The 25,006-nt window shown below is 61.4% G+C and carries 24 protein-coding genes; 9 read left to right on the forward strand and 15 right to left on the reverse strand.

The window, feature by feature from the left end:
• Positions 1-3: 3 nt before the first annotated feature.
• Positions 4-1,170 carry an ABC transporter substrate-binding protein gene (locus BLW50_RS24995; RefSeq protein WP_170850343.1) on the reverse strand — a complete coding sequence of 389 codons (1,167 nt, stop codon included), beginning with the start codon at positions 1,168-1,170 and terminating at the stop codon, positions 4-6.
• 131 nt (positions 1,171-1,301) lie between these two features.
• Here BLW50_RS24995 and BLW50_RS25000 point away from each other — a divergent pair, with 131 nt between their 5' ends.
• Entirely contained in the window at positions 1,302-1,895 is a 594-nt protein-coding gene (locus BLW50_RS25000; protein WP_090707569.1) for a VOC family protein, read from the forward strand.
• Positions 1,896-2,108: 213 nt separating this feature from the next.
• On the forward strand, positions 2,109-2,753 hold the full coding sequence (locus tag BLW50_RS25005; protein ID WP_090707570.1) for a TetR/AcrR family transcriptional regulator: 645 nt from the start codon (positions 2,109-2,111) through the stop codon (positions 2,751-2,753).
• On the opposite strand, the gene BLW50_RS25010 is transcribed toward BLW50_RS25005, so the two are convergent.
• From BLW50_RS25010 to BLW50_RS25035, 6 genes are all read right to left on the reverse strand, one after another.
• A complete protein-coding gene (locus BLW50_RS25010) occupies positions 2,750-3,277 on the reverse strand; it encodes a MarR family winged helix-turn-helix transcriptional regulator (RefSeq protein WP_090707571.1) in 528 nt (175 codons plus the stop codon). The genes BLW50_RS25005 and BLW50_RS25010 overlap by 4 nt on opposite strands.
• An 89-nt stretch (positions 3,278-3,366) precedes the next feature.
• A complete protein-coding gene (locus BLW50_RS25015) occupies positions 3,367-4,560 on the reverse strand; it encodes an aromatic ring-hydroxylating dioxygenase subunit alpha (protein WP_090707572.1) in 1,194 nt (397 codons plus the stop codon).
• Between the two features lie 90 nt (positions 4,561-4,650).
• Positions 4,651-5,769 carry an ABC transporter ATP-binding protein gene (locus tag BLW50_RS25020; protein WP_090709668.1) on the reverse strand — a complete coding sequence of 373 codons (1,119 nt, stop codon included), beginning with the start codon at positions 5,767-5,769 and terminating at the stop codon, positions 4,651-4,653.
• 7 nt (positions 5,770-5,776) lie between these two features.
• Positions 5,777-7,558: an ABC transporter permease gene (locus BLW50_RS25025; RefSeq protein ID WP_090707573.1), complete on the reverse strand. Its 1,782-nt coding sequence runs from the start codon at positions 7,556-7,558 to the stop codon at positions 5,777-5,779.
• Complete coding sequence (locus BLW50_RS25030; RefSeq protein ID WP_090707574.1) at positions 7,558-8,592, reverse strand: ABC transporter substrate-binding protein; 1,035 nt, start codon at positions 8,590-8,592, stop codon at positions 7,558-7,560. The genes BLW50_RS25025 and BLW50_RS25030 overlap by 1 nt, the downstream gene beginning before the upstream one ends.
• A gap of 114 nt (positions 8,593-8,706) precedes the next feature.
• On the reverse strand, positions 8,707-10,026 hold the full coding sequence (locus BLW50_RS25035; protein WP_090707575.1) for a Rieske 2Fe-2S domain-containing protein: 1,320 nt from the start codon (positions 10,024-10,026) through the stop codon (positions 8,707-8,709).
• A 159-nt stretch (positions 10,027-10,185) separates the two neighbouring features.
• Here BLW50_RS25035 and BLW50_RS25040 point away from each other — a divergent pair, with 159 nt between their 5' ends.
• Positions 10,186-11,568, forward strand: a complete 1,383-nt coding sequence (locus tag BLW50_RS25040) for a UbiD family decarboxylase (protein ID WP_090707576.1) — start codon at positions 10,186-10,188, stop codon at positions 11,566-11,568.
• Here BLW50_RS25040 and BLW50_RS25045 read toward each other — a convergent pair whose 3' ends face one another.
• From BLW50_RS25045 to BLW50_RS25060, 4 genes are read right to left on the reverse strand one after another with little or no spacing between them, the layout of a single operon-like run.
• Positions 11,569-12,483, reverse strand: a complete 915-nt coding sequence (locus BLW50_RS25045) for an ABC transporter permease (RefSeq protein WP_244544380.1) — start codon at positions 12,481-12,483, stop codon at positions 11,569-11,571.
• A complete protein-coding gene (locus BLW50_RS25050; RefSeq protein ID WP_244544381.1) occupies positions 12,473-13,285 on the reverse strand; it encodes an ABC transporter ATP-binding protein in 813 nt (270 codons plus the stop codon). The genes BLW50_RS25045 and BLW50_RS25050 overlap by 11 nt, the downstream gene beginning before the upstream one ends.
• A 10-nt stretch (positions 13,286-13,295) precedes the next feature.
• Positions 13,296-14,324 (reverse strand): ABC transporter substrate-binding protein, encoded by a 1,029-nt coding sequence (locus tag BLW50_RS25055; protein ID WP_090707577.1) that lies wholly within the window; start codon positions 14,322-14,324, stop codon positions 13,296-13,298.
• Between the two features lie 19 nt (positions 14,325-14,343).
• Complete coding sequence (locus BLW50_RS25060) at positions 14,344-15,393, reverse strand: aromatic ring-hydroxylating dioxygenase subunit alpha (protein ID WP_090709673.1); 1,050 nt, start codon at positions 15,391-15,393, stop codon at positions 14,344-14,346.
• A gap of 468 nt (positions 15,394-15,861) precedes the next feature.
• Here BLW50_RS25060 and BLW50_RS25065 point away from each other — a divergent pair, with 468 nt between their 5' ends.
• Positions 15,862-16,749, forward strand: a complete 888-nt coding sequence (locus tag BLW50_RS25065) for a TauD/TfdA dioxygenase family protein (RefSeq protein WP_090707578.1) — start codon at positions 15,862-15,864, stop codon at positions 16,747-16,749.
• A gap of 71 nt (positions 16,750-16,820) precedes the next feature.
• Here the strand turns inward: BLW50_RS25065 and BLW50_RS25070 are convergent, their stop codons facing one another.
• Positions 16,821-17,834 carry an aromatic ring-hydroxylating dioxygenase subunit alpha gene (locus BLW50_RS25070; RefSeq protein ID WP_090707579.1) on the reverse strand — a complete coding sequence of 338 codons (1,014 nt, stop codon included), beginning with the start codon at positions 17,832-17,834 and terminating at the stop codon, positions 16,821-16,823.
• 59 nt (positions 17,835-17,893) lie between these two features.
• Complete coding sequence (locus BLW50_RS25075) at positions 17,894-18,931, reverse strand: LysR family transcriptional regulator (protein WP_090707580.1); 1,038 nt, start codon at positions 18,929-18,931, stop codon at positions 17,894-17,896.
• 191 nt (positions 18,932-19,122) lie between these two features.
• Here BLW50_RS25075 and BLW50_RS25080 point away from each other — a divergent pair, with 191 nt between their 5' ends.
• The 5 genes from BLW50_RS25080 to BLW50_RS25100 all read left to right on the forward strand — a co-directional run bounded on the left by BLW50_RS25080 (position 19,123) and on the right by BLW50_RS25100 (position 23,281).
• Entirely contained in the window at positions 19,123-20,130 is a 1,008-nt protein-coding gene (locus BLW50_RS25080; RefSeq protein WP_090707581.1) for an isopenicillin N synthase family dioxygenase, read from the forward strand.
• A complete protein-coding gene (locus BLW50_RS25085) occupies positions 20,127-20,603 on the forward strand; it encodes a VOC family protein (RefSeq protein ID WP_090707582.1) in 477 nt (158 codons plus the stop codon). Before BLW50_RS25080 ends, BLW50_RS25085 begins: the two co-directional genes overlap by 4 nt.
• Before the next feature lie 61 nt (positions 20,604-20,664).
• Positions 20,665-21,666 (forward strand): ABC transporter substrate-binding protein, encoded by a 1,002-nt coding sequence (locus BLW50_RS25090; protein WP_090707583.1) that lies wholly within the window; start codon positions 20,665-20,667, stop codon positions 21,664-21,666.
• Between the two features lie 33 nt (positions 21,667-21,699).
• Complete coding sequence (locus BLW50_RS25095; RefSeq protein ID WP_210186123.1) at positions 21,700-22,482, forward strand: ABC transporter ATP-binding protein; 783 nt, start codon at positions 21,700-21,702, stop codon at positions 22,480-22,482.
• On the forward strand, positions 22,430-23,281 hold the full coding sequence (locus BLW50_RS25100) for an ABC transporter permease (RefSeq protein WP_090707584.1): 852 nt from the start codon (positions 22,430-22,432) through the stop codon (positions 23,279-23,281). The genes BLW50_RS25095 and BLW50_RS25100 overlap by 53 nt, the downstream gene beginning before the upstream one ends.
• On the opposite strand, the gene BLW50_RS31145 is transcribed toward BLW50_RS25100, so the two are convergent.
• Positions 23,282-24,172 (reverse strand): energy transducer TonB, encoded by an 891-nt coding sequence (locus BLW50_RS31145; protein WP_244544382.1) that lies wholly within the window; start codon positions 24,170-24,172, stop codon positions 23,282-23,284.
• 47 nt (positions 24,173-24,219) lie between these two features.
• Positions 24,220-24,990, reverse strand: a complete 771-nt coding sequence (locus tag BLW50_RS25110; protein WP_090707585.1) for a VOC family protein — start codon at positions 24,988-24,990, stop codon at positions 24,220-24,222.
• Between the last annotated feature and the right edge of the window lie 16 nt (positions 24,991-25,006).

Here is a 25,006-nt window from a genome sequence, read left to right on the forward strand (position 1 = left end):
CGCTTAGTTCTGGCCAGCGTGGACGACAGGTCCATGCTGGTTGTCCTTGATGACGCGCACCACCGCGCCTTGCGGATCAAAGCCCGTGCGGCCGCCGTTGCGAAAGCCCCAGCTCGTGCCCTTGGCGCCGATCGCGCCGGTGAAATTTTGCGTCGAGGCGATGGCTTCGCGAATTTTTTCCTTGTCGAGCGACCCAGCCTTGGTGATCGCCGCGGCGATGAGGTGGATGCCATCCCAGCCATAAGCGGGCAGGCTGCTCGGCTCTTCCTTGTATTCCTTCACATAGATATCGTGGAAGGCTTTCGCCTCCGGCTTGGTGTCGTCATAGGCGTCGACGAAGACCACGCCGTCCATCAGATCCTTGGCCATGCTCAGATAGGCGGGAATGCTGAGGTTGTAGGAGCCAAGGATCGGTTCCTTCATGCCCAATTGCTGATAAGCGCGGAAGAACTGCAGCATTTCCGGCCCGAGAATGCCGGCTTGCAGAATGGCATCAACCTTTTCGGCGCGCACTTTTTGCAGATTGGCGACGGCCGACGTGGAGCCTTGGGGAATGACTTCCTCAAGCGCCACCTGGATGCCGACACCTTCCAACCCCTTGCGGAAGGACTCCGCAAAGGATTGCGACAGCGACGAGTTATCGCGGACAATCGCCACTTTCTTGAAACCGCGCGACTTGGTGTAGCTCATCAGGGTGGCGAGCTGGATCGAGGCGAGCGGACCGGTCTGGAAGAACCAGGGATTGTTCAATTGGGTGGTCAGCGTGTCGGCACTGTTGGCTGGCGTCAGATGTGGCGTCTTGGTTTCAAGCGACACGGTCTGCGCCTGCTGGGTGGCGGGAGAACCGGTGTTGGAGAGGATGGCGACGACACCGTCATCGACGAGTTTGCGCGCCTTGGCGGCGGAAACGTCGGGCCGGTTCTGGTCGTCTTCGATGATCAGCTGTATCTTCTTGCCGAGCACGCCGCCCTTTTCATTGATCATCTTGGCGCCGAGTTCGATGCCGCGCGTCACCGGCTCCGCATAGAATTTACCGCTGCCGACACGATCGGTGATGACGCCGATCTTGATGACGTCTTGGGCGGCAACCGGTTGGGTGAAGGCCGATGAGCCAACAGCCAGCAACCCAGCCGTAACGGCCAGCACGGATACAAAATGTGCGCGGATCATGAATGCTCCCCCCTCACCACTCGATATCGCAAGACTCATGGTCCTGCTTGATATCATCGTGCACCCTTCCTAATCTCAGAATATGAGGTCTCTAATGATTTGAGTCAACGCAAACGAGGAGGGAGCCCAACATGAGCAAGCTTCAAGACAATGCAGCACCGTTGATGCGCGGTGTTCATCATCTCGCGCTCTGCACCGATGACATTAAGAAGACGACGGAATTTTATGTGCGCGTGCTCGGCATGCCGCTGATCCACGCACTGCGTGTGCCGCCTGGACTTGGCACGGGCGCGGGCAATCGCGGCAACCCGCCGTATGAAAATATCCGGCATTATTTTTACGACATGGGCAATGACAGCACGCTCGCCTTCTTCGAAATTCCAAAAGGCAAGGAGCCGTTAGCCAATCGTAACGCGATAGGTGCGATGCAGCATTGCGCTTTCGTCGTCACGCCGGAACGCTTTCGTGACATCGAGGAACGGCTGAAGAAAAACAACATCTCCTATATTGGGCCAATCCCGCAGCTGCCGGGACTCGACGGGATCTATTTCATCGATCCCAATGGCATCCGGTTGGAGTTCGCCTGCCAGGCGGCTGATGGCACCGATCCGCATGTGATCGAATGCTGTGGCCAGTCGAAGGAGGAGGCGCTTGAGGAGCTGCGAACGCTTGGTGGCGTCGATACGGCCTGGCTCGATGAGATGACCAGTGCCATGGAGCACTGATTTAGGGCGCTAAGTTGCTGCCTTGCTTTGACCGGGCCCGCCAGTGGGCTCGGACAAGGTCAGGTTTGAAACGGCGGGCTTTGTGCAATAAACAAGACTCAGGCTAATATTGGTCGAAACGTGTATTGGCCAAGACTTGGTAGCCGAGACTGGCAGCCGAGACTTGGCAAAAGGGCCTTGGCAAAAGAGCCGGGCCGAACCTGGACAGATGCGATGCATGATAGGCTTCCTGGACGCGCGAGCCGTCTGACCCGGCGCGATTCTCAGCGCAAATACCGGGCGATCTTGGATGCCGGGATCGAGCTTTTCGTTGAAAAGGGCTTCGTTCAGACCACGATGGATGCGGTGGCCGAAAAGGCCTCCGTGTCAAAGCGGACGGTCTATGGGCATTTCAACAATAAGGAAGAACTGTTCTCGGCGGTCGTGCGCGAAATGTGCGGCGAGGGCAAAGTTCTGCCGGAAGAGGTGATCACCTCCGAAGGCACGCCCGAGGCGGTGCTGACGGAACTGGGCGCGGGCGCTTTGGCGAATATTTATGCCAAGGACATGAACGCCCTGTTCCAGACCGTGGTGGCGGATTCACGCCAGTTTCCGGAGATCGGCAAACTGTTCTTCGATGGCCCGGTCACCCGCTCCCACACGTTGATCGGCAAATATCTGACGGAACAGGTGGCGGCCGGAACGATCAAGGTCAAATATCCGGATATGGCGGCGCAGCAGTTTCTGGGTCTGTTGAAGACCGATCTGCAAATGCGCCTGCTGTTCAGCCAGAAGCCGCGCATCACCAAGGCGCTGCTGCACGAAATCGCGGCGCGGACGGCGGAAGTGTTCCTGTATGGGGTCGGCGGCCGGCGCTAATCTTTGGCGCTCATCTCCGTTGGCGTTTCATTGACCTGTTCAAGCAGCGCTTTGGCGCGCGCCGAGATCATCTGCAAGTGCTGGACAAAGACCGTGCGCTCCTTGTCGGTCATGTCAGAGAACAGGAAGTCCTCCCGTTGCGAGGAGAGGATCGCCACCTGTCGCATGATCTCCTCGCCCTCGGGGCTCAGGCGGATGCGCACCTCTTTCGACGGGCGTTCCTTGAGGACAAGGCCGCGCCGGACAAGCGCCGAGACTTCGCGGCTGGCGAGCCCTTTATCGAGGCCAAGCCGTTCCGCCAGTTCGTGCAGCGAGGTGGCGCCGCTCATCCCGATCGAGCCGATAATCGGCCATTCATGGGTCCCGAGATTGAGCTCGCGGGCATAGAGCGCGCTGGCCGAGCGGCGCAGATTGGTCGCCAGAACCATGATTTTGGCTGCGGCGACCTGCTCAAGATGCTGCTGGCTCTGCACTGGGGGCGGGCGGGATGGGGAAGCGGTGCGGTTGGCTTTGTTGGCTTCCATTCCTGATTCCAAGATCAAGGGCGCGACGTTCCCTCATCTATAGCAGATGCCGCCGCCCATCCGTAAAGCGCTGATCGCACAGAAAGTACTCAGTCCTTAAAGAAATTGCCGGCGCCGACCTTCATGATCTGTTGGGCGGGATCATAGATGACGCCGAGCGGGTCGCCACCGTCCTCGACGATCTTGATCTGCTGCTTCAACAGGCGGCGGAGCATGACGATGCCCTTGTCGCTGCCGGCCAGGTTTTCTTCCGAATGCAGGCTGATGGGTCCTTGACCGACTTGCGCTTCCCAATCGCCGGGAAAGCGCTGGTGCTCGTCCTCGCTCTTCTCGCTCCACTTCTTGCCCGGCAGACGCGGCATGCCATTAAACCCTTCCGGCACGCGCAGGGCATGGAACAGGCGGAAGTTGGTATCGTCGACCGGCACTACCCAGCCGATGCCGGTGGCGGGGCCGGGCGCGAGCTGCACGCTCGGCACGATACGCACATGCGGAAACAGGGCGAGGGTGACGCGGTCCATCTCGCGGCCATTGTCAAGCTTACGATAGGCGGTGTATTGCATGCCCGTGGGCGCATGTTCCCAATGGACCTGGGGCATCACGCCCATTTCGGGTACGAATTGCACGCCGCTGAAATTGGTGTGCAGGATCGGGATATGGAACGGGTCCATGATGTTTTCCCAGTCCTGCAGCCAGTTGCAGGGGACGATCTCGATAGTCTCATCGCCGCCGGCGCCGAAGCTTGATCCCGTCACATAAATCTTTTCGCCGGGGCCTGTGGCTTCAAGCGAGTCCCAATAGGGCAGCAGCGGCTGCTTTTCCGGCGGGCCCATATAGGCCCAGACGAGGCCATAGCGTTCCTGCAGCGGATACCAGGGCTGCATGACGCGGTCGCGGCTGCGTCCGCCATCGGCTTCGCAGGGTTGGTCGAGGCAGCGGCCTTCGACGTCGAAGAGCCAACCATGATAGCAACAGCGGATGCCGTTTTCCTCGACCTTGCCGTAATAGAGCGTGGTGCCGCGATGGGCGCAACGGGCATGGAGCAGGCCGGGCCGGCCTTGGCGATCGCGGAAGATGACGAGGTCTTCGCCGAGCATGCGCAGCTTCTGCGGCACGTCCTTCACCTTCTCCGACAGGGCGACCGGGTGCCAATAGCGGCGCATGAATTCGCCGAGCGGCGTGCCGGCGCCGACCTCGGTCATCATCGCATCATGGGTGGAGGGCTTGCGACCATATCCGGTGGCGCGGGCCTGTTGCGGAGCATCGACAGTTGATAGGCTCATCCTCGTTCTCCCTCATGTAACGTTTTCGAGCGAAGTGGACACCGGTTCGGGTGAAGAAAACGCGTCAAACAAAAGACTCTGGACTGTTGACTAAGGCTGATGCATGCGGCGATCCGGTGTTGCATAGACGACGCAACGCGCAGGATTGAGTTCGATCCACGCCTCGGCGCCCATATCGGCGTGGACGGAAGGATGGAGCATCGAACGGACAAGAGCCTCGCCAACCTTGAGGTGGCATTCGGTCAGTCCGCCCTGGAAACTCAAGCGGGCGACGGAGGCGCGCACGCCATTGTCGCTGCCGCCGGCGGAGAAGCGCAGGGGCGCATCCTCGGGACGAAAGACGATCTGCACCCGGTCGCCCTTGCCGAGGCCGGCGGGTAAAGCAATGTGGAGCCAGCCGCGATCGCCGTCGAAAGCGACCAAACTGCTGGGGGCGCCGACCTCGACAATCGTGGCATCGAGGAAATTGGCGCCGCCGAGAAAGCCGGCGACGAATTCATTGGCTGGCTGATCGTAGACGGCGCGCGGCGGACCCATCTGCGAGATCAAGCCGTCCGACATCACCGCCACATTGTCGGACATGGCCAGGGCTTCCGACTGGTCGTGGGTGACGTAAAGCGTGGTGATGGCGACGCGCGCGACCAGTTCCTGCAATTCGTAGCGCATCTGCTCGCGCAGCTTGGCGTCGAGATTGGACAGCGGCTCATCGAGCAAAAGCACTTTTGGATGGCGGACGATGGCGCGGGCGAAAGCGACGCGTTGCTGCTGGCCGCCGGAGAGTTTTGTGGCGGAGCGATTGGCGAGGCCATCCATGCCGACAAGGCGCAGCGCTTCCATGGCGCGGTCGCGGATCTCGTCGCGCGGTGGGCGTGGCTTGCGCACGACAAGCGGATAAGACACGTTTTCCAGAACGTTCATATGCGGCCAGATCGCATAGGACTGGAACACCATGCCGACGTCGCGCTTGAAGGCGGGGACGAAAATATCGTTGTCGGGTTGGGCGACGACGGTGCCGGCGATGGTGATGCGACCGCCGGTTGGCTGTTCGAGCCCGGCGACACAGCGTAACGTCGTCGTCTTGCCGCAGCCCGAGGGGCCGAGCAGGGTGAAGAACGAGCCGGTCGGCACTTCGAAGCTCACGCCCTTGACCGCATGCACGAGGCCATCGGGTGTCGTGTAGGATCGCTCGAGCCCTTCGACTTTCAGCATGGTATCCTCAATCGCGTCCATCGCGCGCCAGAACGAAGCGGCGCAGGCCAAAAATAATGGGAATGACGAACAGCACGATCATCGTGCCGACGGCGGCCGCCTGGGTCGTCTTGCCGCCCTGAAACGCCTGCCACATCATCACGCTGAGCACGGTGTTATCAGGCGATTGCAGGATCGTCGGGATGGTGAATTCGCGAAAGCCGATGATGAAAAGCAGGATGAAGCTGGCGACGAGCGAGGGCCGCAGCAGCGGCAGAACCACACGGCGGATGGTGGTCAGCCATTGGCCTCCGGCCACCGACGAAGCCTCTTCCAGTTCGGCATGGATCTGCATCAAGGCGGCGCGGGTCAGCCGGGTCGAGACGGCCATGCGGTAGGAATAGGCCAGCACTAAGGCCAGGACGGTGCCGTAGATGCCGATCGGCATCGACAGATAGAGCAGCATCGAAGCGAGGCCGGCGATGACGGCGGGAATGCCAAGCGACAGGAAGCTGATGAAATCGAGAATCCAGCGGCCAGCCACTTGGGTGCGCAGGATGGTCCAGGCGATGATGACGCCGATGGTCGTGACGATGATGGCGCTGGCGCCTGCGACGATGAAGGTGTTGCGCGCGGCGAGCCAGAACTTTGGATTGTTGAAGAGGTCGATATAGCCAGAGAAGCTGATCGTCGACAGAATTTCGAACGACGGCAGGCTGTAGCCAAAGAAGCTCGCCCAGATCAGGACGAAGCCCGGCAGCAGCGCGCCGAACAGCGCATAGGTGCCGATGAACAGAATGGCCGGGATGCGCCAGCGGCCAAGCGAAAAGCGCATCGGCCGGAACCCTTTTCCCGTCACGGTGACGAAGCTTTCGGCGCGACGGATGAAATGGTTATAGAGCAATAGCAGCAGGACGCCGCAGATGAGGAAGGGCAATGCGACGGCCGCGGCGCGCCCATAGGCCGGCAGGTCGGTGTCCGGGTTCAGCTCGAAGAAGATGCGGGTGCTGAACACATTGATGCGGGCGGGAAAGCCAATGACCAATGGCGTCTCGAACTGTTCCAGAGTGATCAATGTGGCCAGGATCAACGGCGCAAGAAGGCCCGGCAGCAGCACCGGGAGGGTGACGCGGCGGATGGTGGTGAAGGGGCTGGCGCCGGCGGTGTTGCTGGCTTCTTCGAGCGAAGGGTTCATCGAGCGCAGTGCGGCCGACAGCAGCAGGAAGACAAAGGGCACGAGGCCGATGCCCTGGGCCAGGATCATGCCGCCCATGCTGAAGATGTTCAGCGGCCCTGAACCTTCGAGACCGAGCAGGGTGCGCAAGATCACGTTGATCCAGCCGGTGTTGGGCGCCAGCAGGAAGATCCAAGTGATGGAGAGCACGATGCCGGGCACGAGCAGCGGGAACAGGATGATCGTGTAGACGCCGTTGCGGAACGGTAGATCGGTGCGCTCCACCAGCCAGGCGAGGGTGAAGGCGATGAAAAACGTGACGGTCACCGAGCCGGCGGTGAAGATCAGCGTGTTGGGAATGATCGTCGTATAGAGATTGCGATCGGAATAGACGGCGGCGATGTTGTCGAAGGTCCAGCGCGCGCCTTCCTCGAAAGGCAGAAAGTCCTGCGGGCCGCGAAAGGCGGTCGTCAGCAGCATCAGCAGCGGGCCGAGGATGAAATAGCAGGCGGCCACCGCGCCCAGTGCGATGACCGTCCAGCCGGCCCAGCCGATGTCGGCGCGCTTCTCCGCTTTGGCGGCTCGCTTGATGCGAGCGTTTTGAACGGCGCCCGAGGGCAAACTGATCTGGCTCATTACGGCCCGCGAATGATGCTCGAGAATTTTTTGTAGAAGTCGGCGCGCTGATCCATGGTCGCGAGGTCTTCAAGGATGACCCGCGCTTTTGATTGCACGACCTGTTCGGCCAGAGGCGATTTCGAGCCGGGGCGAATGCTGGCGCCGTAGACCGCCTTTTCGCGCGCGGCCATGCCTTCATCAGACGCCATCCAGGCGATGAGAAGCCGGGCGGCATTGGGATGCGGCGCGTTCTTCATCGCCGAGAACATGAATTGCACCGCAGGCACGATATCGAGAATGGTGTAGCCCGTCGGTACGCCATTCTCCGTATATTGGAAAGACTGGCTGACGGCGTCGCCGATGGAAAGAACCCGTTCGCCGGTCTTGAGGAAGCTTTCGCGCGGCGCATTGGTGATCAGCAATTTCTGATCGTTGATCATGGCGCGCCCCCATTTGGCGGTGCGTTCTTCGCCCCAGGCGATGGCGAGAAAGCCCATCAGGCGGGGAAATAGAAAGTCCTGCGCCACCATCTTGCCGCGCCATTTGGGATCGAGCAGATCGTCCCAGGTCTTCGGTAGGTCCTCGGACTTGACGAGCGGGCGGGCATAGAGCGTCGAATAGACGAAATTGTGGGCGGCGACGCCTTCGCCGTCGAACAGGATATTGCCCGGCAAAACACCAAACGGCAGCCAATCTGCCTTGGCGAACAGGCCGCGCTTCTGCACTTCGATCATGCCGCCCAGCGAATTTTGCCAGACATCGACGGAGTGTCTGTTGGCGCGGGCTTCGGCGATAATTTTGGTGGCGGCTTGAAGGTCGCCGGTGCCTTTCACCGTGATGCCGGGAAAGCGCTTGTTGAACTCAGAGTCAATCCAATCGGCCTCGGCCTGCACCGGGGTCCAGACGGTGACTTCTTTTTCTTCCTTTGCCTTCTCATAAGCCGCCTTGACGGCGGGAAGATCATACCAGGCGGTTTGGGCGTTGAGCCCTTTCGAAGACAGGCCAAAGAGTGCCGCGAAAGCAAGTGCCACCGTGCCGTAATGCCGGATCATCCCGTCCCTCCCTTTGCTCCCCTCTTGCCGGATCACCGATCCGGCAATGCATGCGACGGGCGCGTTGATCGCGCTGTTGATCGTTCATGCGGCCGCGCGCGAGGCGCGCGACGATTATTCAGCGGCGATGCGCAAAGTGCCTGTCGGGTTTTTCGAGGCGCGCAGCTCATCGGAATAGGCTTGCAGCCAGCCGACCGTATTGGGGCTGACGAAATCACCACCGCGCGCGCCCTGGAAGGTCTCCGGGTTGTCGACACCGGGCGGTGCGATGCCTTCAGCCGCCGCGCGGGCTGCCTGCAGAATGCGTCGCCGCGTGCGGGTGATCATCAAATCGCTCACCGCCAGATGTTCGAACGTGTGATCGACGATGCCACCCATGCTCTCGGTCAAGGCCTGGTCTTGCAGGTGGATGCCGTCGATGCCTGAGTAATTGTCGAGCCGCTGGGCGTCGCGGTCAATCAGATAGTCGTTGGAGGCATTGGCGGCGAGCCGCCAGCGGCCAAGCCAGCTCGTATCATTGGGCAGGAACTTATTGCCGATGGTCGCGCCGGGGATCTGGCTGCCATCTTTCTTCTTGCGCAGGCCCGGCGTGTTCCGCTTCCAGGAGATGTGGAAGAACATGGTGTGGGTGTCGTCGATGGGCACCCAGGCGCGGGCGATGACATGGTCGGTGAAGGCGCCGTCCGGCGGGATCGTCCAGAACGGGAACAGGAAATGCGCCACGCGCCAATAGGTTGATTGCTCTTCGGCCGGGCGATAGGCCGTGTACATGGTGCCCCAATCCGTATCGGCGACATGATACTCCGGCGCCGGGTGGATCAGCGCGTAGCGGCCGGTGCTGGTCGGGTCGACTTCGTCGGCATGCATGCCGCCCATGTGCAGGAAACTGAAGTGCGAGGTATCGATGTCGCCTTCGAGGCCTTGCAGCCAATTGCACTCGCGTTGCACGCAGAACATGTTGCGATCGGTCTCGTCGGCGATCATCACCGCTTCGAAACAGGGCAGCGGCGGCGCCTCGGCGCGCTGGCCCATATAGGTCCAGACGATGCCGTAACGTTCGGCGGTGCGATAGGCCTTGGCCTTGACGCGTTCAGGAAAGGCCTGGTGCGCCGGCACATTCGGCTGGTCGAGGCAATTGCCGTCGACGTCGAATTTCCAGCCGTGATAGGTGCAACGTAGCCCCTTCTCCTCGTTGCGGCCAAAGAACAGCGAGGCGCAGCGATGCGGGCAGCGATGATCGAGAATGCCGACGCGGCCGTCGCTGTCGCGGAAGGCGATCAGCTTTTCGTTCAACAGCATCAGGCGGGTGGGCGGCGCATCGGCCTTGAGTTCGGAGGAGAGCATGGCGGGGATCCAATATTCCCGCATCATGTTTCCCATTGGAGTTCCGGGACCAACGCGCGTCAGCAGTTCGCTCTCACTGGCTGTGGTCATTCTTCCACTCCCTTATGACGGGCCGCTTCTGCCCTTGAGTGTGATTTCACTCCTCAGAATTGACTTTGTCAAGTTTTAATCTGGCGAGGCCGCGTGAAGGCAGGTCTGAGCCTCCAGGCACGGGCATTGCTTCCGCAGCTTCAGCAAAGGGAGAGAGAGATGCTGACCTTGGATCGATTGAAGGGCACCGGCGCGCCGGACAGGCTGTCGTTGCGGAGCTGGCTCGCGGCGCTGCCGGCGCAGAATCTGTTGCGCATTAGCGAACCCGTCGATCTCGACTATTACCCGACGGCTTTGGTGCTCGAGCTTGAGCGGCAGGGTCGCTCTCCCGTGGTCTGGTTCGATGCGCCGCTCGGTTTTCGTGGTCCGGTGATCACCAATCTGTTTGGCTGCCGCGATCGCATCGCGGCCATGGTTGGCGCGGCGCCAGGTGGTTTCAACGCGGCGTGGAGCCAGGCACAAGGGCAGCCGCTGCCGTCGGTCGTCATCGCGAAGGGGCCGGTGCAAGAGGTGGTGGTCGAAGGTGCTGCTCTCGATGTAGGCCAACTACCGATCAGCCGGCATTTCGAAAAGGATGCCGGTCGCTACATCGGCTCCGGCATTCTCGTCTGCAAGGATCCCGATACGGGCGTGCGCAATCTCAGTTATCAACGCTTGCAGTTGAAAGGGCCGAACCGGTTTGGCGCCAGCCTGCATTCGCGCGGTCACATCTGGGAACATCTGGCGCGGGCGCGTGAATTGAAGCGCAATCTCGAAGTCGCCGTGGTGATCGGCGCTCATCCGGCCATCAATCTCGCCGCCGCCGCCAAAGTCGCCAAGGAGGTGGACGAGTTCGACATCGCCGGCGCGCTGATGGGCCAGCCCGTACAGCTGGTCAAATGCCGAACGATCGATGTCGAAGTGCCAGCCTTCGCCGAATATGTGCTGGAAGGCGAAATCCTCGCCGATGAATTCGAGGATGAGGGGCCTTACGGCGAATACACCGGCTATGCGACGGATCGCTCGACGCGCAATGTCTTTATCGTCAAGGCGATCACCTCACGTGCCGATCCGATCTTTCATGACATCATTCCCGGCTATTCGGCCGAGCATCTACTGCTGGGGCGCAGCGCCCGCGAGGCGCATGTCGCCCTGCGGCTGAAGGAAATGGTGCCGGGGCTGGTCGCGCTAAACTATCCCAAGTCCGGCACGCATTTTCACGCTTACATGTCGATGAAGCAGATGGCGAAGGGCCAGGCGCGCCAGGCTTTGATGCTGCTGATGGGGCTTGATCCCTATATCAAGCTCGCGGTGGCGGTGGACGAGGATGTGAACGTCTTCGATGAAAGCGAAGTGCTCTGGGCGCTGGCGACGCGCTTTCAGGCTGATCGCGACATGTTCATGGTGCCAGATGCCTTCTGCAACCGGCTCGATCCCTCTTCGCGCGATGGCGTTTCGACGAAGATGGCGCTGGACGCGACGATGTCGCCGGGCTGGGAGTTCGAGCGCAATGTCGTGCCCGCCGAGGCTGCGGCCTGGGCACGAAGTCTTCTCCGTAGCTGATCAGACGCCGGTCGCGCTCTGATCGCCCTGGCTGCGCGTTGCCCAGCTGATCGTGCGCGTCTCGATGAGGGTTGCTATCGTATACATGGTGACGCTCATCGCCGCCGTGACGACGACGCCGGCAAAGACCAGCGGCACGTCGAAGCGGCTCGACGCTACGATCATCAGATGGCCGATGCCGCTTTGGCCGGCGATGGTCTCGGCCAGAATGCTGCCGAGGAAGGACGAGGTGATGGCGATCTTCAGGCTGGCGAAATAATACGGCATCGAGCGGGGAAGGCCGACCTTGCGGACGATCTTCAACGGGCGGGCGCCGAGCGCGCGCAACACATCGCGCAGCTCCGGCTCCACGGTGGCGATGCCGGCGGCGACATTGACGGTGATCGGGAAGAAGCTGATCAGAAACGAGGTGAGGACGGCCGGCAGCGTACCGATGCCACACCAGATCACCAGGAGCGGCACCAGGGCGACTTTTGGAATGCTGTTGAACGCGATCAGCAGCGGATAAAGCCCATGATAGACCATGGTCGAAGAGCCGACGAGAACGCCGAGCGCCAAGCCCAGAACATTGGCCATGGCGAACCCGATCAATGTCGTCTTGAGGGTCTGCAGCGCATTGGAGACGATCGGGCTCCACCATTTGACGATGCTCTGCGCCACCACGCTTGGCGCCGGCAGGACGAATTCCGGCACATCGAAGACCCGCACGCCGATTTCCCACAGCAGCAGCATGGCGACGATGACGAGCCAGGGCAGCAAGCGCATGAGACGCCGACGCCGCACCGCCGCGGCGACGATCGCAGCATCGCGGGCAAAGTCGCCTTCCAACATGCCATCGGTTGCGGATGGTGATTTTGGCGTCGATTTTATCGGTGGCGCTTCGGCGAGGAGGGTGGCGACGGCTTCACTCTGCATGGGCCAGTTCCTCACCATGGCGGGCGCGGTCGATATGTTCGCGCAGGTCCTGAACCAGGTCCTGGAAATAGCTGCTGTAGGTCATCTGCTGGGTGCGCGGGCGTGGTAGGTCGACCTTGCGCTCGATCATGATGCGGCCGGGCCGGGCGGTCATCACCAGGATGCGGTCGGCGAGGAAGGCTGCTTCCCTCAGATCATGGGTGACGAGAATGACGGTGGGGCGCCGCGCCATCCAGAGGTTTTGCAGCACACCCCAGAGATCCTCGCGGGTGAAGACATCGAGCGCGCCGAAGGGCTCGTCGAGCATCAACAATTGCGGTTCGTGGACGAGGGCGCGGCAGAGCGAGGCGCGCTGCTGCATGCCGCCCGACAATTGCCAGGGGTTCTTGTGCTCGAACCCTTTCAGGCCGACGAGATCGAGCAGTTCGCGGCACCGCTGTTCATAAAGTCCGCGATCCCTACGCAGGCGCGCCGCCAGGGCATCGACCACTTCGAACGGCAGCATGACATTGTCGAGAACGGTGCGCCACGGCAACAGGGTCGGGTTCTGAAACGCCATGCCGGCGATGGAGAGCGGCTTATCCACTTCTTTGCCGGCGACGATGACCGAGCCGGCGCTTGCCGGCCACAGGCCGGTGACAAGGCGCATCAATGTCGATTTGCCGCAACCGGAGGGGCCGACGACGGCGACGAATTCTTGCCTGTCGACCGAGAGAGAGGTGTTGCGCAGCGCCAGCGTGCCGCCGGAGCCGGCATAGCGCATCCAGACGCGATCGATTTCGACAAAGGGCCGTGTTGCCATTTTCACTCCGTCAGATCATGCGCTGGGCGGCCGGCGGCAGATAAGCGTCGGTATAGACACGCTCCGGCGTCAGGCGCTGGGGCAGGCCATAGGCTTCCTCGATGGTGCGGATGCAGAGGCCGAGCCGTTCCGGATCAACCGCCGAAATGCCGTTCTCCTTCATGCCCTTGCCGATCGGCATGATCTTCTTGACGTAATCGACGCGCTCGGTCTCGATCTTGAGATCGGTCAGCGGTTCGGCCGTAACGAGCACTTTCAGCGAGTCCGTGGGGTCGCGGTAATATTCCACATAGGCGCGGAACAGGCCGGCCAAAGCGGCTTTTAGCGCTTGCGGATTGCGCTCGGCGAATTTGCGCGAGGCGACGAAACAGTTGGAATAGAGATCCAAGCCAGCGTCGCGATAGAAGAAGATGCGCTGTTTCGGGAAATCGATGCCGATGCGTTTCAGGCTCAACGCCGTACTGGAGGCATTGCCGGTGACGCCGGCGGCGCGTTTCTGCACCAGCATCGGCTCGCGCAGTTCGGGCGCGACCGAGAGCCAGGTGACTTTGCTGACATCGATGCCGGCGAATTTCGCATAGGCGGGGAAGAGCTGCCGGCCGACGTCGGATTCGGGCGCGGCGAGCGTGCCGCCTTCGATATCCTTGGGTGTTTTGATAGGGCCATCGGCCAGGACGGTCATGGCTACCTGATTGGTGTCCTCCAGAATGCCGACGATGATGAGATCAGCGTCCGGATTTTCCGCCATGAATTTCAAAGTGGCGCTCATCTCGCCGGCGCCGAGATCGAAAACACCGCCGGCGATGTCGACAGGCAGGCGCCCCGAGCCGAAGCCGCGCGAGATGGAGACGTCGACGCCAGCGTCCTTGAAATAGCCCGCGTGCGAGGCCCGCAGCATGTAGGATTGGCCGCCCTGGAACGACCAGCCGGCGGTGAAGCGGACTTTCGGCACGGCCTCCTGCGCGCGGGCAATCCAGGGCGCCGCGACCATGCCTGCTCCACCAAGGAGGGCTCCGCGCCGGGTCAACAAACCTGTCATCGTTGTCTCCTTTGGGCGCTCAAGCGCCGGCAAGCTCGGTTTCTTCGGTCACTTCTTGGGCTACGGGCGGCATCGATTTGCTCCGCAGATCGTCGCAGATCGAGCGGATCAACTTACGCATCAGCAGGCCGGGACGATCGCTGGCCATATGTTCTTCCTCGCCTTCGGAGGACTCGAAGGGCACGTTCGGATCGGTCGATTCGAGGATGGCCTTGTCTTCGAGCGTCACCATGCGGTCGAAGGCGATCACCTCGGCGGTGGAGACCTGCTCTTCCGTGTCGTTGCGCAAAACGAATTGGTTGAAGCGCGTGTTGCGGTCGCCGATCGGCGTCAGCGCCGTCACCAGAATGTTCTTCAAGCCGTTGGGATAGGCGATCTCGGTGACCCGGAAGAACGGCACGTAATAGCGGCCGGTGGTCATGCGCACGGTCGTCGCTTCGGTTGTGTGTAGGGAGACACGCAGCCCTTCGGGATTGCGCACGGCCGGTCGGCTGCGCGCCACGAAGCCATCGTCCAGGATCTCGATGATTGGCAGGTTTGGAACGGGATCGGTGCTGCCGAAGCTGGTGGCATGCACAAACGAGAGATGCGCGGCGTCGAACTCGTTTTCCATGATGCGCAGCGGCGCACAGGCCCAATCCTCGGAGAATTCGAAAACCTGGCGGAAGCTTGGATCGCCATAGGATGCGACGGTGGGGATATCGAAGGCTGGTTCGTCGAGGCAGACCCAGACCTGGCCATAGCGCGCGGCGCAGTGGTAGGCGCGGGCACGGATGGCGCGCTGGCGGGGCGTGGTTTCTTGCGGGATCAGTTTGCAGGTGCCTTCGCCGTCAAAGGCCCAGCCGTGATAGGGGCAGACGATGTGGCCGTTCTCAAGAGTGCCGAGCGAGAGTTTGGCGGTGCGATGCGGGCAGCGGTCTTGCACCGCATGAGGTTTTCCATCGAGATCCTTCCAGACGACGATGTCTTCGCCAAGGAGACGGAATGGCTGCGGCTTTTCTGTGAGATCGGAAACGGGAAACAGGCAATGCCAGAAGCGCCTGAGCATCGGTTCCTGCGTCATCAACATCATGTACCTCAATTGCATGGGGGCCTGAGCGACGAACGTTCCGCATCATTCACGCAAGCACGAGATGCGCCAATAATCGCGGCCTTATGCGACCCATAAGCTTGATCTCATGCAGGAAGATGTGACTGCCTATCCTGCTCAGCGATGCAGCCTGTTGCGCGCAACGCATGCGGATCTCAGCCGAGCAGCCCAGAAAGAAGGCAGTCGCAGCTTTGAAATGATCCACAGCGCGCGTGCGATAGAAATTGAAGAATGACGTGAGGCGTCTGAATTCTAGCCAGCGCGTGCCGATAATCGCCGTCTTATGCGTTCTATAAGGCTTATCCCATGGGACCGCGTGTCGGGCACGATCATGATGCGTGTGGTGGCGATAGCAAGGATGAGCTGGACTCATCGGTCGGGGCTGCCGGGATGCTTGTCGAGATTCTTGCCGTTTGAAGCTCAATTCCCCTTGGAAAGGAGGCCGCGATGGCCGCGGATTTACCAGACCTGAAGACGCAATGGCTGAAGGATGGGTTTGCCGTCGAGATTCTCGATCTCGATTTACCGACCGCGCGTGAAGCGGAACTGCTGGCGTTCGATGAGATCTGTCGGCGTCAGGCGGTCGTCGTCGTCCGGAATCAGGATCTCAGCCCCGCGCAGGTCATGGAGGTTTCCAGCCGGCTCGGTCGCGTCAGTCCGCAAAATTATACCGGGCCGCATCCGGATTTCCCCGGCATCTCGATCCTGTCGAACAAGAAAGTAGATGGAAAATATATCGGCGTGCGCGACGCCGGTCGCAATTGGCATACTGATGGCACGACCTATGCGAAGCTTGGACTGCGTACCATGCTCTATGGCGTCGAATGCCCGGACGAAGGCTCGGATACGCTGATCGCCGATGCGGCGGCTGCTTTCGAGGCTCTGCCAGCTGAGCGCCAGGCGGAATTGGAAAAGCTCAGTATCGTCCATAACCGCGCGCATCTGATTCTGAAGTACAGCCGCTCGGCGCTGTCGCCGGAGGAGTTGGCGCGGATGCAGGATGTCATCCATCCGATTGTGGTGAAAAGCGATGTGGATGGGCGCAAGTCACTCTTTATCACTAATGGATCGACCAAGCGCATAGATGGCATGGAGGAGGAGGCGAGCTGGGCGCTGGTCCAGGAACTGATGGATCATTGTACCCAGCCGCAATTTGTCTATGCCCATAAATGGCGCGCGGGCGACTGCCTGATTTGGAATGATGTCGGCACGCTGCATTCGGCCACGCCTTACGACGAGGAGAAATATATCCGCCTCGTCTATCGCACCTGGATGCGGCCGTTCGAGGTGGCAGCTGTCACATCCGAGGTCGAGGCTGCGTTACAGCACCATTGATTTTGCCGGCAAGAATTCATGAATAAAGGCGGGGCTTGGCCCCGCCTTTTGCGTTGAAAGGGACCGGCAGATCAGGCCGGGACTTCCTCTTCGCCATGTTCCTTCATCAGGTCGAGCAGGCGACGGCGCATGATCATGCCCGGCCGATCAGACGGCATGTGCATTTCTATGCGTCGGCTCATGTCGACGATGGCGTCAGGTGAGGTCGATTCGAGGATTTCGCGGTCTTCGACCAGTATGGCCGCATCCCAGTCGATCAACTCCTGGGTCGTGCAGCTCGCTTCGTCGTCGTTGCGGAACAGGATCTGGACGACCTGGATCGATTTGTCGTCGATCGGCGTGGCGCAATTCATGATGATGTGACGCAGGCCGGAAGGATATTCCATGTCGAGCCGGCGCGAGAAGGGCACGAACCAGCGGTTGCGCATGTGCCGCTTGGTATAAGGTTCGTTGCTGCCGGTGACACGCACCGCATGGGGCGGGTTGACGACGGTGACGATGGTTTCCGCCTCAAACCCCCAGTCCTTCTCGGTGATCTCGTATTTCTCCGGCTTGGGCTGGTTGATGTCGCCGAACGTGCCTTTGTGAACGAAGGCGAAATGGGAATTGTCGAAGGAGTTTTCCATCAGCCGCAGCGACGAGGTTTGCCATACGTCATAGAACTGGTGGATGCGGCGCCAGCCGGGCAGGCTTTCTTCCTCGAATTCGGGGATCGGCTGGAGTGGTTCCTCAAGAGCGACCCACACGTAGCCGTAACGTTCCGCCGTGCGATAGCCCTTCACCTTGCAGTCGGGTAGCGCCTGTTCGGGTGGAAACTGCGGAATGGCAACGAGATTGCCGTCGCGATCATATTCCCAACCGTGATAACCGCAGACCAGATTGCCGTTCTTCATCCAGCCTTTCGATAGTTTCGCGGTGCGATGGCAGCAGCGGTCCTCCAGGCAGCCGGTCTTGCCCTGCGCATCAAGGAAGATCACCAGCTTTTCGCCGAGCAGAACGAATGGCTTCGGCCCGTCCTTCAGGGACTCGACCGCGACGGTCGCGTACCAGAATTTGCGGAAAACATTCTGTTTCGTCACCAGCATTGAAGAGGCTCCAGATTAGTGCTGTGGGGCCTGGCCATGCCGATTGGCTGCCGCAGCCTTCATCTGGGAGTAAAGGCCTTGCGCCCGTGAGCCGCCATCTGCTGCGCCATTATGGGGGCCATCACCGGAGACTTATGCAAGGCGGGCTGAATGGCCGGCGGCGTGTCAATGGCGCGGATTTCAGCCGCAACCTTGCGAACCATGTCGCGCAGCCAACGTTCGAAAGCGGAATTATGGGCCCGCTCGTGCCACAGCATATAGAATTTCATCCGCCCCAGCTCCGGTGGTGCGCCAAGGATAGAAAACGGCATGAAGGAGGCGAGATGTTCGGCGAACGGCCTGGCGGTGGTGAACAGCAGGTCGGCGCGCGACAGCACGTAGGGGATCATCGAATATTCGGGAACGGAAATGGCGATGTTGCGCTGGCGATGCATCTGCGCCAGCCGGCCGTCAATCGGGCTCCAATGCATCACCGCTGTCGGTGTCGGCGAAACATGTGCTTGTTCCATATAGTCATCAAGGTCGATGGCGGCTTTCTTGGCGAGCGGATGGGACGATCGCGTCATGCAGACGATGTCGGTTTCCATCAGGGGCGCGATACGCAGATCTTCCGCGGGCGAAGGCCAGTTGCCGATGATGAGATCGACTTCGCCGCTTTCGAGGCGGCGCGACAGCGTGCCGTCTCCCGGCACGCTGCAGAATTCCAGTTGGACGCCGGGTGCTTCTTTTCGCAGCAATTCGACCAGGCGCGGCACGAACAGCACCGACAGGCCATTTGAAGCGACGATGCGTACATGGCGGCGGGCGATCTTGGGCTGGATCTCGTCACGCCAGGTGGCGATCTGCTCAAACCCGGCAAGCGTTGCATCGACCGTGTCGGATATTTCGACGGCGCGGGCGGTCGGCACCAGGCTGTTGCCGCTGCGCACCAAGAGCTGATCGCCAATGATTTCGCGCAGTTGACGCAAGGTGGCGCTGACGGCTGGCTGGCTCTGGCCGAGCCGGTCGGCGACGCGGGAAACGCTGCGTTCCTGCAGCAGCAGCTGCAAGACGCGCAGTAGGCGAATGTCGAGTTCCCGTCGTCCCAGTACGCTCATGGTCCGGTCTCCGTGCCTCGTTTGGAATCATTATGCATTTGCGATGCCAATCGAGACACGAATGGTTCGCTGCCAAGCATAAGCTCGCGAAACGCCGGCATAAGCAGCGGCTTATCGCGACATATGCCGAGCGCTGATGGGCGCTGGCCGAAGGCCGTGGTGTGTTTTGGCATCAGCCATCAGGACACCGAATGCATCTCTACGAACCGCCGAAAGCCCCGCAGTCCATTCCCTTGATCGATCTGTCGCGAGCCGGAGACGAAGCCGGTGAGAGGGCGGTTGCCTGGGATATCCATCGCGCCTGTCGTGAGACCGGTTTCTTCTACATCACCGGTCATGGCGTATCGGCGGCGCTGGTGGCGCAGCACTTTCAATTCGCTAAAGCGTTTTTCGATCTGCCGCTTGAGCGCAAGATGGCGATCCATATGAAGCAGTCTCCGACGACGGCGGGTTACGAGCCGATCGGTGGCCAAGTGCTCGACAGCCAGGACGACAAGGCGGAAGCGGCGCCGCCGGATCTCAAGGAAAGTTTCTATTGCGGCATGGAGCTGCCGGACGATCACCCTTGGGCGATCAAACGCATCCGTAACTTTGGCCACAACCAATGGCCGGACGAGCTGCCGGAATTTCGCGCACATATGGTTAGTTATTGGGCGCAGATGCGGGCGTTGGGCGATCGGCTGCTTGCTTTGCTGGCATTGTCGCTCTATCTGCCTGCCGATTGGTTTGCATCGTCCTTCGATATGCCGTCGGGCACCGTGCGGCTGATCAAATATCCGCCGCAGCCGGCGCAGGCGCTGTTCAACCAGATTGGCGCCGGCGCCCACACCGATTGGGGTGGCGTGACCATCCTGGCGCAGGATGCGACGGGCGGGCTTGAGGTCCGCAACGCCGCCGGCGCGTGGATTGAAGCGCCGCCGGTGGAAGGCTCCTTCGTCATCAATCTCGGCGACCTCATGGCGCGCTGGACCAACGGACTCTACAATTCGAACTTTCATCGGGTGAAAAACAATCGCAGCGGGCAGGATCGCTATTCGGCACCGTTCTTTTACACGGCGCGCCCCGATGCGCTGATCGATGCGGTGCCGGGCAGCATCACCGAGGCGCATCCGCGCCGGTTCGAAGCCTGTACGGCCTATGATCATATGGCGGAAATGTTCCGACGTTCCTATGGCTATGCGCCGAAGGCTGTGTCATGAGCCCCCGCGCGCGCATCGCTTATGTCAACATTCTGGCGCGCGAGCCCGATCGTCTCGCGGCGTTTTATACAAGCCTGTTCGGCTTTCCTGAGATCGAGGCGCATCGTTCGCCGATCTACCGCTGCCTCGATGCGCATGGTATCGAGCTCGGGTTCAATGCGCCGCAGGCCTATGAGCTGCTGGGCATCGCCGATCGGCAAGACGATGGGCAAGCCGAGGTGCGCGCGCCGGTGCGCGCCTATTTCACCATCGAAGTCAGCGAGGCCGCGATGGTCGATGCCACGGCGGCGCGCGTGGTCGGTGCGGGTGGGCTGGTCGTCAAAGCGCCCTACGATACCTATTACAACGCCCGCCAGGCGGTACTCGAAGATCCGGAAGGCAATATTTTCCGCGTCAATTGTCGCGTCGGCCCGCGCACGCCCTGGGCCGAGATCGAGAAAAGCGGCGCGCTGCCTTTCAGCGTGACGACATGACGGTTGCTGCGCCAGCGACGCTGGCACGTGCGTTGCTTTCCATCTTTCAAAGGAGTCATCCATGATCCAGGCTGTGGTCAGTGCTGTCGTTCGCCATCTTGTCGCGGCGACTGTTGTTCTTGGTGCTGGCGCCGGTGCGCACGCGGCCGAGAAGGTTATTTATATGAACGACTGGCTGCCGGGCGGTGACAAGGCCATTCCCTTCTATGCGTTGGAGAAGGGTCTGTTTGCAGCCGAAGGGCTTGATGTCACCATTCAGTCGGCGCGCGGCTCGTCGGAAGTGGTGACGCGCATCGCCACTGGCACGGCCGATGTCGGCAGCGGTGGCCTTGCGGCTTTCCTGCAGGCCAAGGCCCAGGGCGATGTGCCGGTCACGGTGGTGGCCAGCGCCTTTCCCGTGCAGCCCGATGCGACCTTCACGGTTGAGGGATCGGGTGTGACCTCACTGAAAGATCTTGTCGGCAAGAAAGTGGCGACGGCGACGTTCACGTCGTCCAACGTGATCTGGCCGTTGATCCTCGCCAACAATGGCATTGATGAGAAGAAGATCACCTTGATCAAAGTCGATCCGGCGGCGCTGGTGCCGATGCTCGCCACGGGCCAGGTCGATGCGACGATCAACTGGACCACCGCTTCGCCGCCCTTCGTGCGGGCGCTGAACGAAACCGGCAAGAAGCTGAAGATGCTGCCGTGGTCGGAATATGGCTACGATGGCTATGGCTATTCGGTTTTCGCCTCCAACAAGGCGATCAAGGAGCGGCCGGAGGTGGTGCGCAAGGTCGTGAAAGCCTGGCTGAAGGCGGCGCAGATGGCGCTGGCGGATCCCAAGGACGTCGCTCGCTCGATGAAAGTGCAGTTCCCGGAAATGGACGCCAAGCTGGTCGAAGAGCAGTTCCTGACGATCGTGCCGCTGCTCGACAATGCGATCACCAAGGCGGAAGGGCTTGGCACTTTGGAGCCGAAACGCTTGGCCACGACCTGGGAATGGACGGCGAAGTCGCAGAACATTCCGCTCGACAAGGTCGATCCGGAAAAGACGGTCGATCGGTCGTTTCTCCAGTAAGGCGCGGACGATGATGCGCGGGATGATTGGATAATGGCGATGGATGATCCGGTCATTCGCTTTCGCAATGTGGTGCAGGACTTCACGCGCGATGATGGCGGCCGGGTGCGGGCGCTCGACAATCTGTCGTTCGATATCGGCCGACATGAATTCGTCGCGGTGCTCGGCCCGTCGGGATGCGGCAAGTCGACCTTGCTGCGCCTGCTGGCCGGACTGGTGTTTCCGATCAGCGGCAGCGTCGAAATCTTCGGCATGAAGGTCAGCGAACCGCGCGATGAGATCGGCATCGTGTTCCAGCGGCCGACCTTGCTGCCCTGGTACAATGTGCTCGACAACGTCACCTTCCCGATGCGGCATAAATATGGGCGTGTCACCGAGGCGGAGAGGACGCGGGCGCGGGAATTGTTGGAGTTGGTCGAGCTCGGGGCGTTCGCCGGCGCCGGGATCGATCAATTGTCCGGCGGCATGCAGCAGCGTGTGGCCATCGCCCGCGCCCTGCTGCTTGATCCCGATATTCTGTTGATGGATGAGCCATTCTCGGCGCTCGATGCTTTGACACGCGATGAGATGAGTTTCGAGCTCATGCGCATCTGGGCCGAAAAGCCGAAGACGGTGCTGTTCATCACCCATTCCATTCCGGAGGCCGTTCTTTTGGCCGATCGCATCATCGTCATGACGCCGCGCCCTGGCGCGGTGCGCGAAGTGCTCGATGTGCGCGTGCCGCGCCCGCGTTCCCTTGCCTCATTGTCGGATCCCCAGTTCAATGCTCTCGCCAACCACATCCGCGCCAGCCTCTTCAGCCGTCGCGCCGCCTGAGGCGGAGCCGCGCAAGGAGGCATCCGCTTTCAACTTCGCCGCGCTGGCGTACCGTTTCGCGCCGCTGCTCGCCTTCATGGCGCTGTTGATCGTCTGGGAAGGCGGCTGCCGGCTGTTCCGCGTGCCGAGCTTTCTGCTGCCGCCGCCGAGCGCCATCGTCATGGGCGCGCGTGAGATTTCTGTCGATCTATGGCTGGGCCATGCCTGGGCGACAGTGCGGGTCGCGGTCATGGGCTATCTCGCGGCGGTGGCGATCTCGATCCCGCTCGCCATTGCTTTGTCGTCGTCGAAACTGCTGTCGCGCACGCTTTATCCGCTGATCGTCGTCGTGCACTCGATGCCGATCGTGGCGGTCGCGCCGATCATCGTCGTCACCTTGGGGGCGTCCGATCTGCCGCGCGTGGTCATCACCTTTTTGATCACCTTCTTCCCGATCGTCGTGACGACGACGGCTGGCCTGCTGGCAACGCCGGAAGAGCTGATCGAATTGTCGCGGTCGCTGCGCGCCAGTCGTTGGCGCGAATATACGCAGATCCGTTTGCCGTTCGCGCTGCCTTATATTTTCAGCGCATTGAAGATCGCAACGACCTTGTCGGTGGTGGGCGCGGTGGTGGCGGAGTTCGTCGCGGCTGAGAAAGGCCTCGGCTATATGATCATGTTCTCGACATCGTTCTTCAAGATCAACCATAGCTTCGCATCGCTGGCGATTTTGGTCGCGATCAGCCTGGGCTTTTTCCAGCTGATGGTCTTGCTGCAGAAATGGCTGGCGCCGTGGTCGCTGCCGCGTTCGGAGCGGTGATCAACGCAGACTGAAGCTGATCGTCGTGCCGGTGCGGAAGGTGCCCCCGGGGGGCGGCGGCACCTGCAGGCTGGCCAGCATTTGCCGGACGGCGGCATCGAGCAGGCCATTGCCTGAAGAGCGGATGGACGAACTGGTGACGCGCCCACCGGCGCCGATGGTGAAAGAGACGCCAACGGAGCCGGCGGCGCCGCTCTGGCGCGCCGCCGCCGGATAGACCTTCAGCCGGTTGAGCGCCGCCGCCACGAGCGAGGCATAGGCCGCGCTCGACATGCCGCTCTGGGCGGCGCGATTGGCGGTCGCCACGCCCGCTGCCGGGGAGGGGCGCGCCGCGCTGCGGGCCGCCGCTGGTGGCTCGGCTTTCGGGTGTTCCTTCGGCTTGGCCGCGACCTTCGGTTCCGGCTTGGGTTTAGCCACGGGTTTGGCGGCCTGTGGCTTGGGCGGCGGCTTGGGTGTTTCGCGCACCACGGGCGGCGCCGTGATGGCTGGCTCCGGCGCCGGTGGCATGACGGGCGTGGGTGGTTCGGGCAAAGCCGCGGTTTGCTGCTCTGGCTCTGGCGGGGGTGTTTCCGTTGGCTCGGTCTTGGCTTCCTGCGGCGGCTCGGCGGGCGTTTCTTGTGGCGTTTCTTGAGCGGCTTCCTGGCTCGCCTCTTGTGCCTGTTGCTGCTCCTGCGCGGGGGCCAGATTAGCGGTGATGTCGGCTGGCGGCACCAGATCGATGGCGATCGGCGGCAGGGACACCTCGGGCGCATAATTGGCGAGGCCCGCGATCACCGCGCCATGGGCCGCGAACGCCACCACAAACGCCAGTCCGGTCAAGCAGTTACGCTGGCCGGAATCGGGGAGATTCCGGCCCTCGGTCAGACCCAATTCGGTTGCCAGCACAGTCACGGTTCGATTGTTATACTATTACAATCTGGCGCGCGAGCTTATCGGGGTCATTTTTTTGGGGCGACCAGACTGAACAGCGCGCCCTGGGGGTCGAGGCCCTGGACGATCCAGTCACCGCCGGGCACTTCCATCGGTCCCATCAGGACTTGGCCGCCGGCTGCCTTGACGCGTTCCGCCCCGGCATCGGCGCCTTCGATATTGAAATAATAGTTCCAATAGGGCGCCGGCATTTCCGGCATCTTGTTCATCATGCCGCCCATCGGTTCGCTGCCGATGGCGAAGAGCTGGTAGGTGCCCATGGCGCCCATGTCGACACTGTCGGCCTTGGTCCAGCCGAACAGATCGCCATAGAAATCGAGCGCGGCGACATGATCGTTGGCATAGAGCTCGCGCCAGCCGGCCTGGCCTGGGGTGCTGCGTGGCGGCGGAGGCGGCGCCTCGCCCTGGCCCTTGAACAGGACGAAAGCCGCGCCCTGCGGATCGGCGACGATGGAGAAACGGCCGATGCCGGGAATATCTTCGGCCGCGCGATAGATCGTACCGCCTTTGCTCTTCACCTTGGCCGCCATGGCATCGACATCGTCGACGGCGATATAGCCGACCCAGCCGGGCTTGGCGCCTTGATCGCAGGCTTCTTTCGGCAAAGTCATCATGCCGGCCACCATCGCGTCGCCAGCCGACATCAGCCAATAGTCCATGTTGGGTTGGCCGGCGTCTTGACCCGTCCAGCCGATGACGTTGCTGTAGAACTTGCGCGCCGCCGGCAGGTCGGAGGTCATCAGTTCATACCAGCAGAATTTTCCGTTCCACTCAGACATTGGCTACTCCCACCTT

The sequence above is a fragment of the Beijerinckia sp. 28-YEA-48 genome (assembly GCF_900104955.1).
Lineage (GTDB): Bacteria > Pseudomonadota > Alphaproteobacteria > Rhizobiales > Beijerinckiaceae > Terripilifer.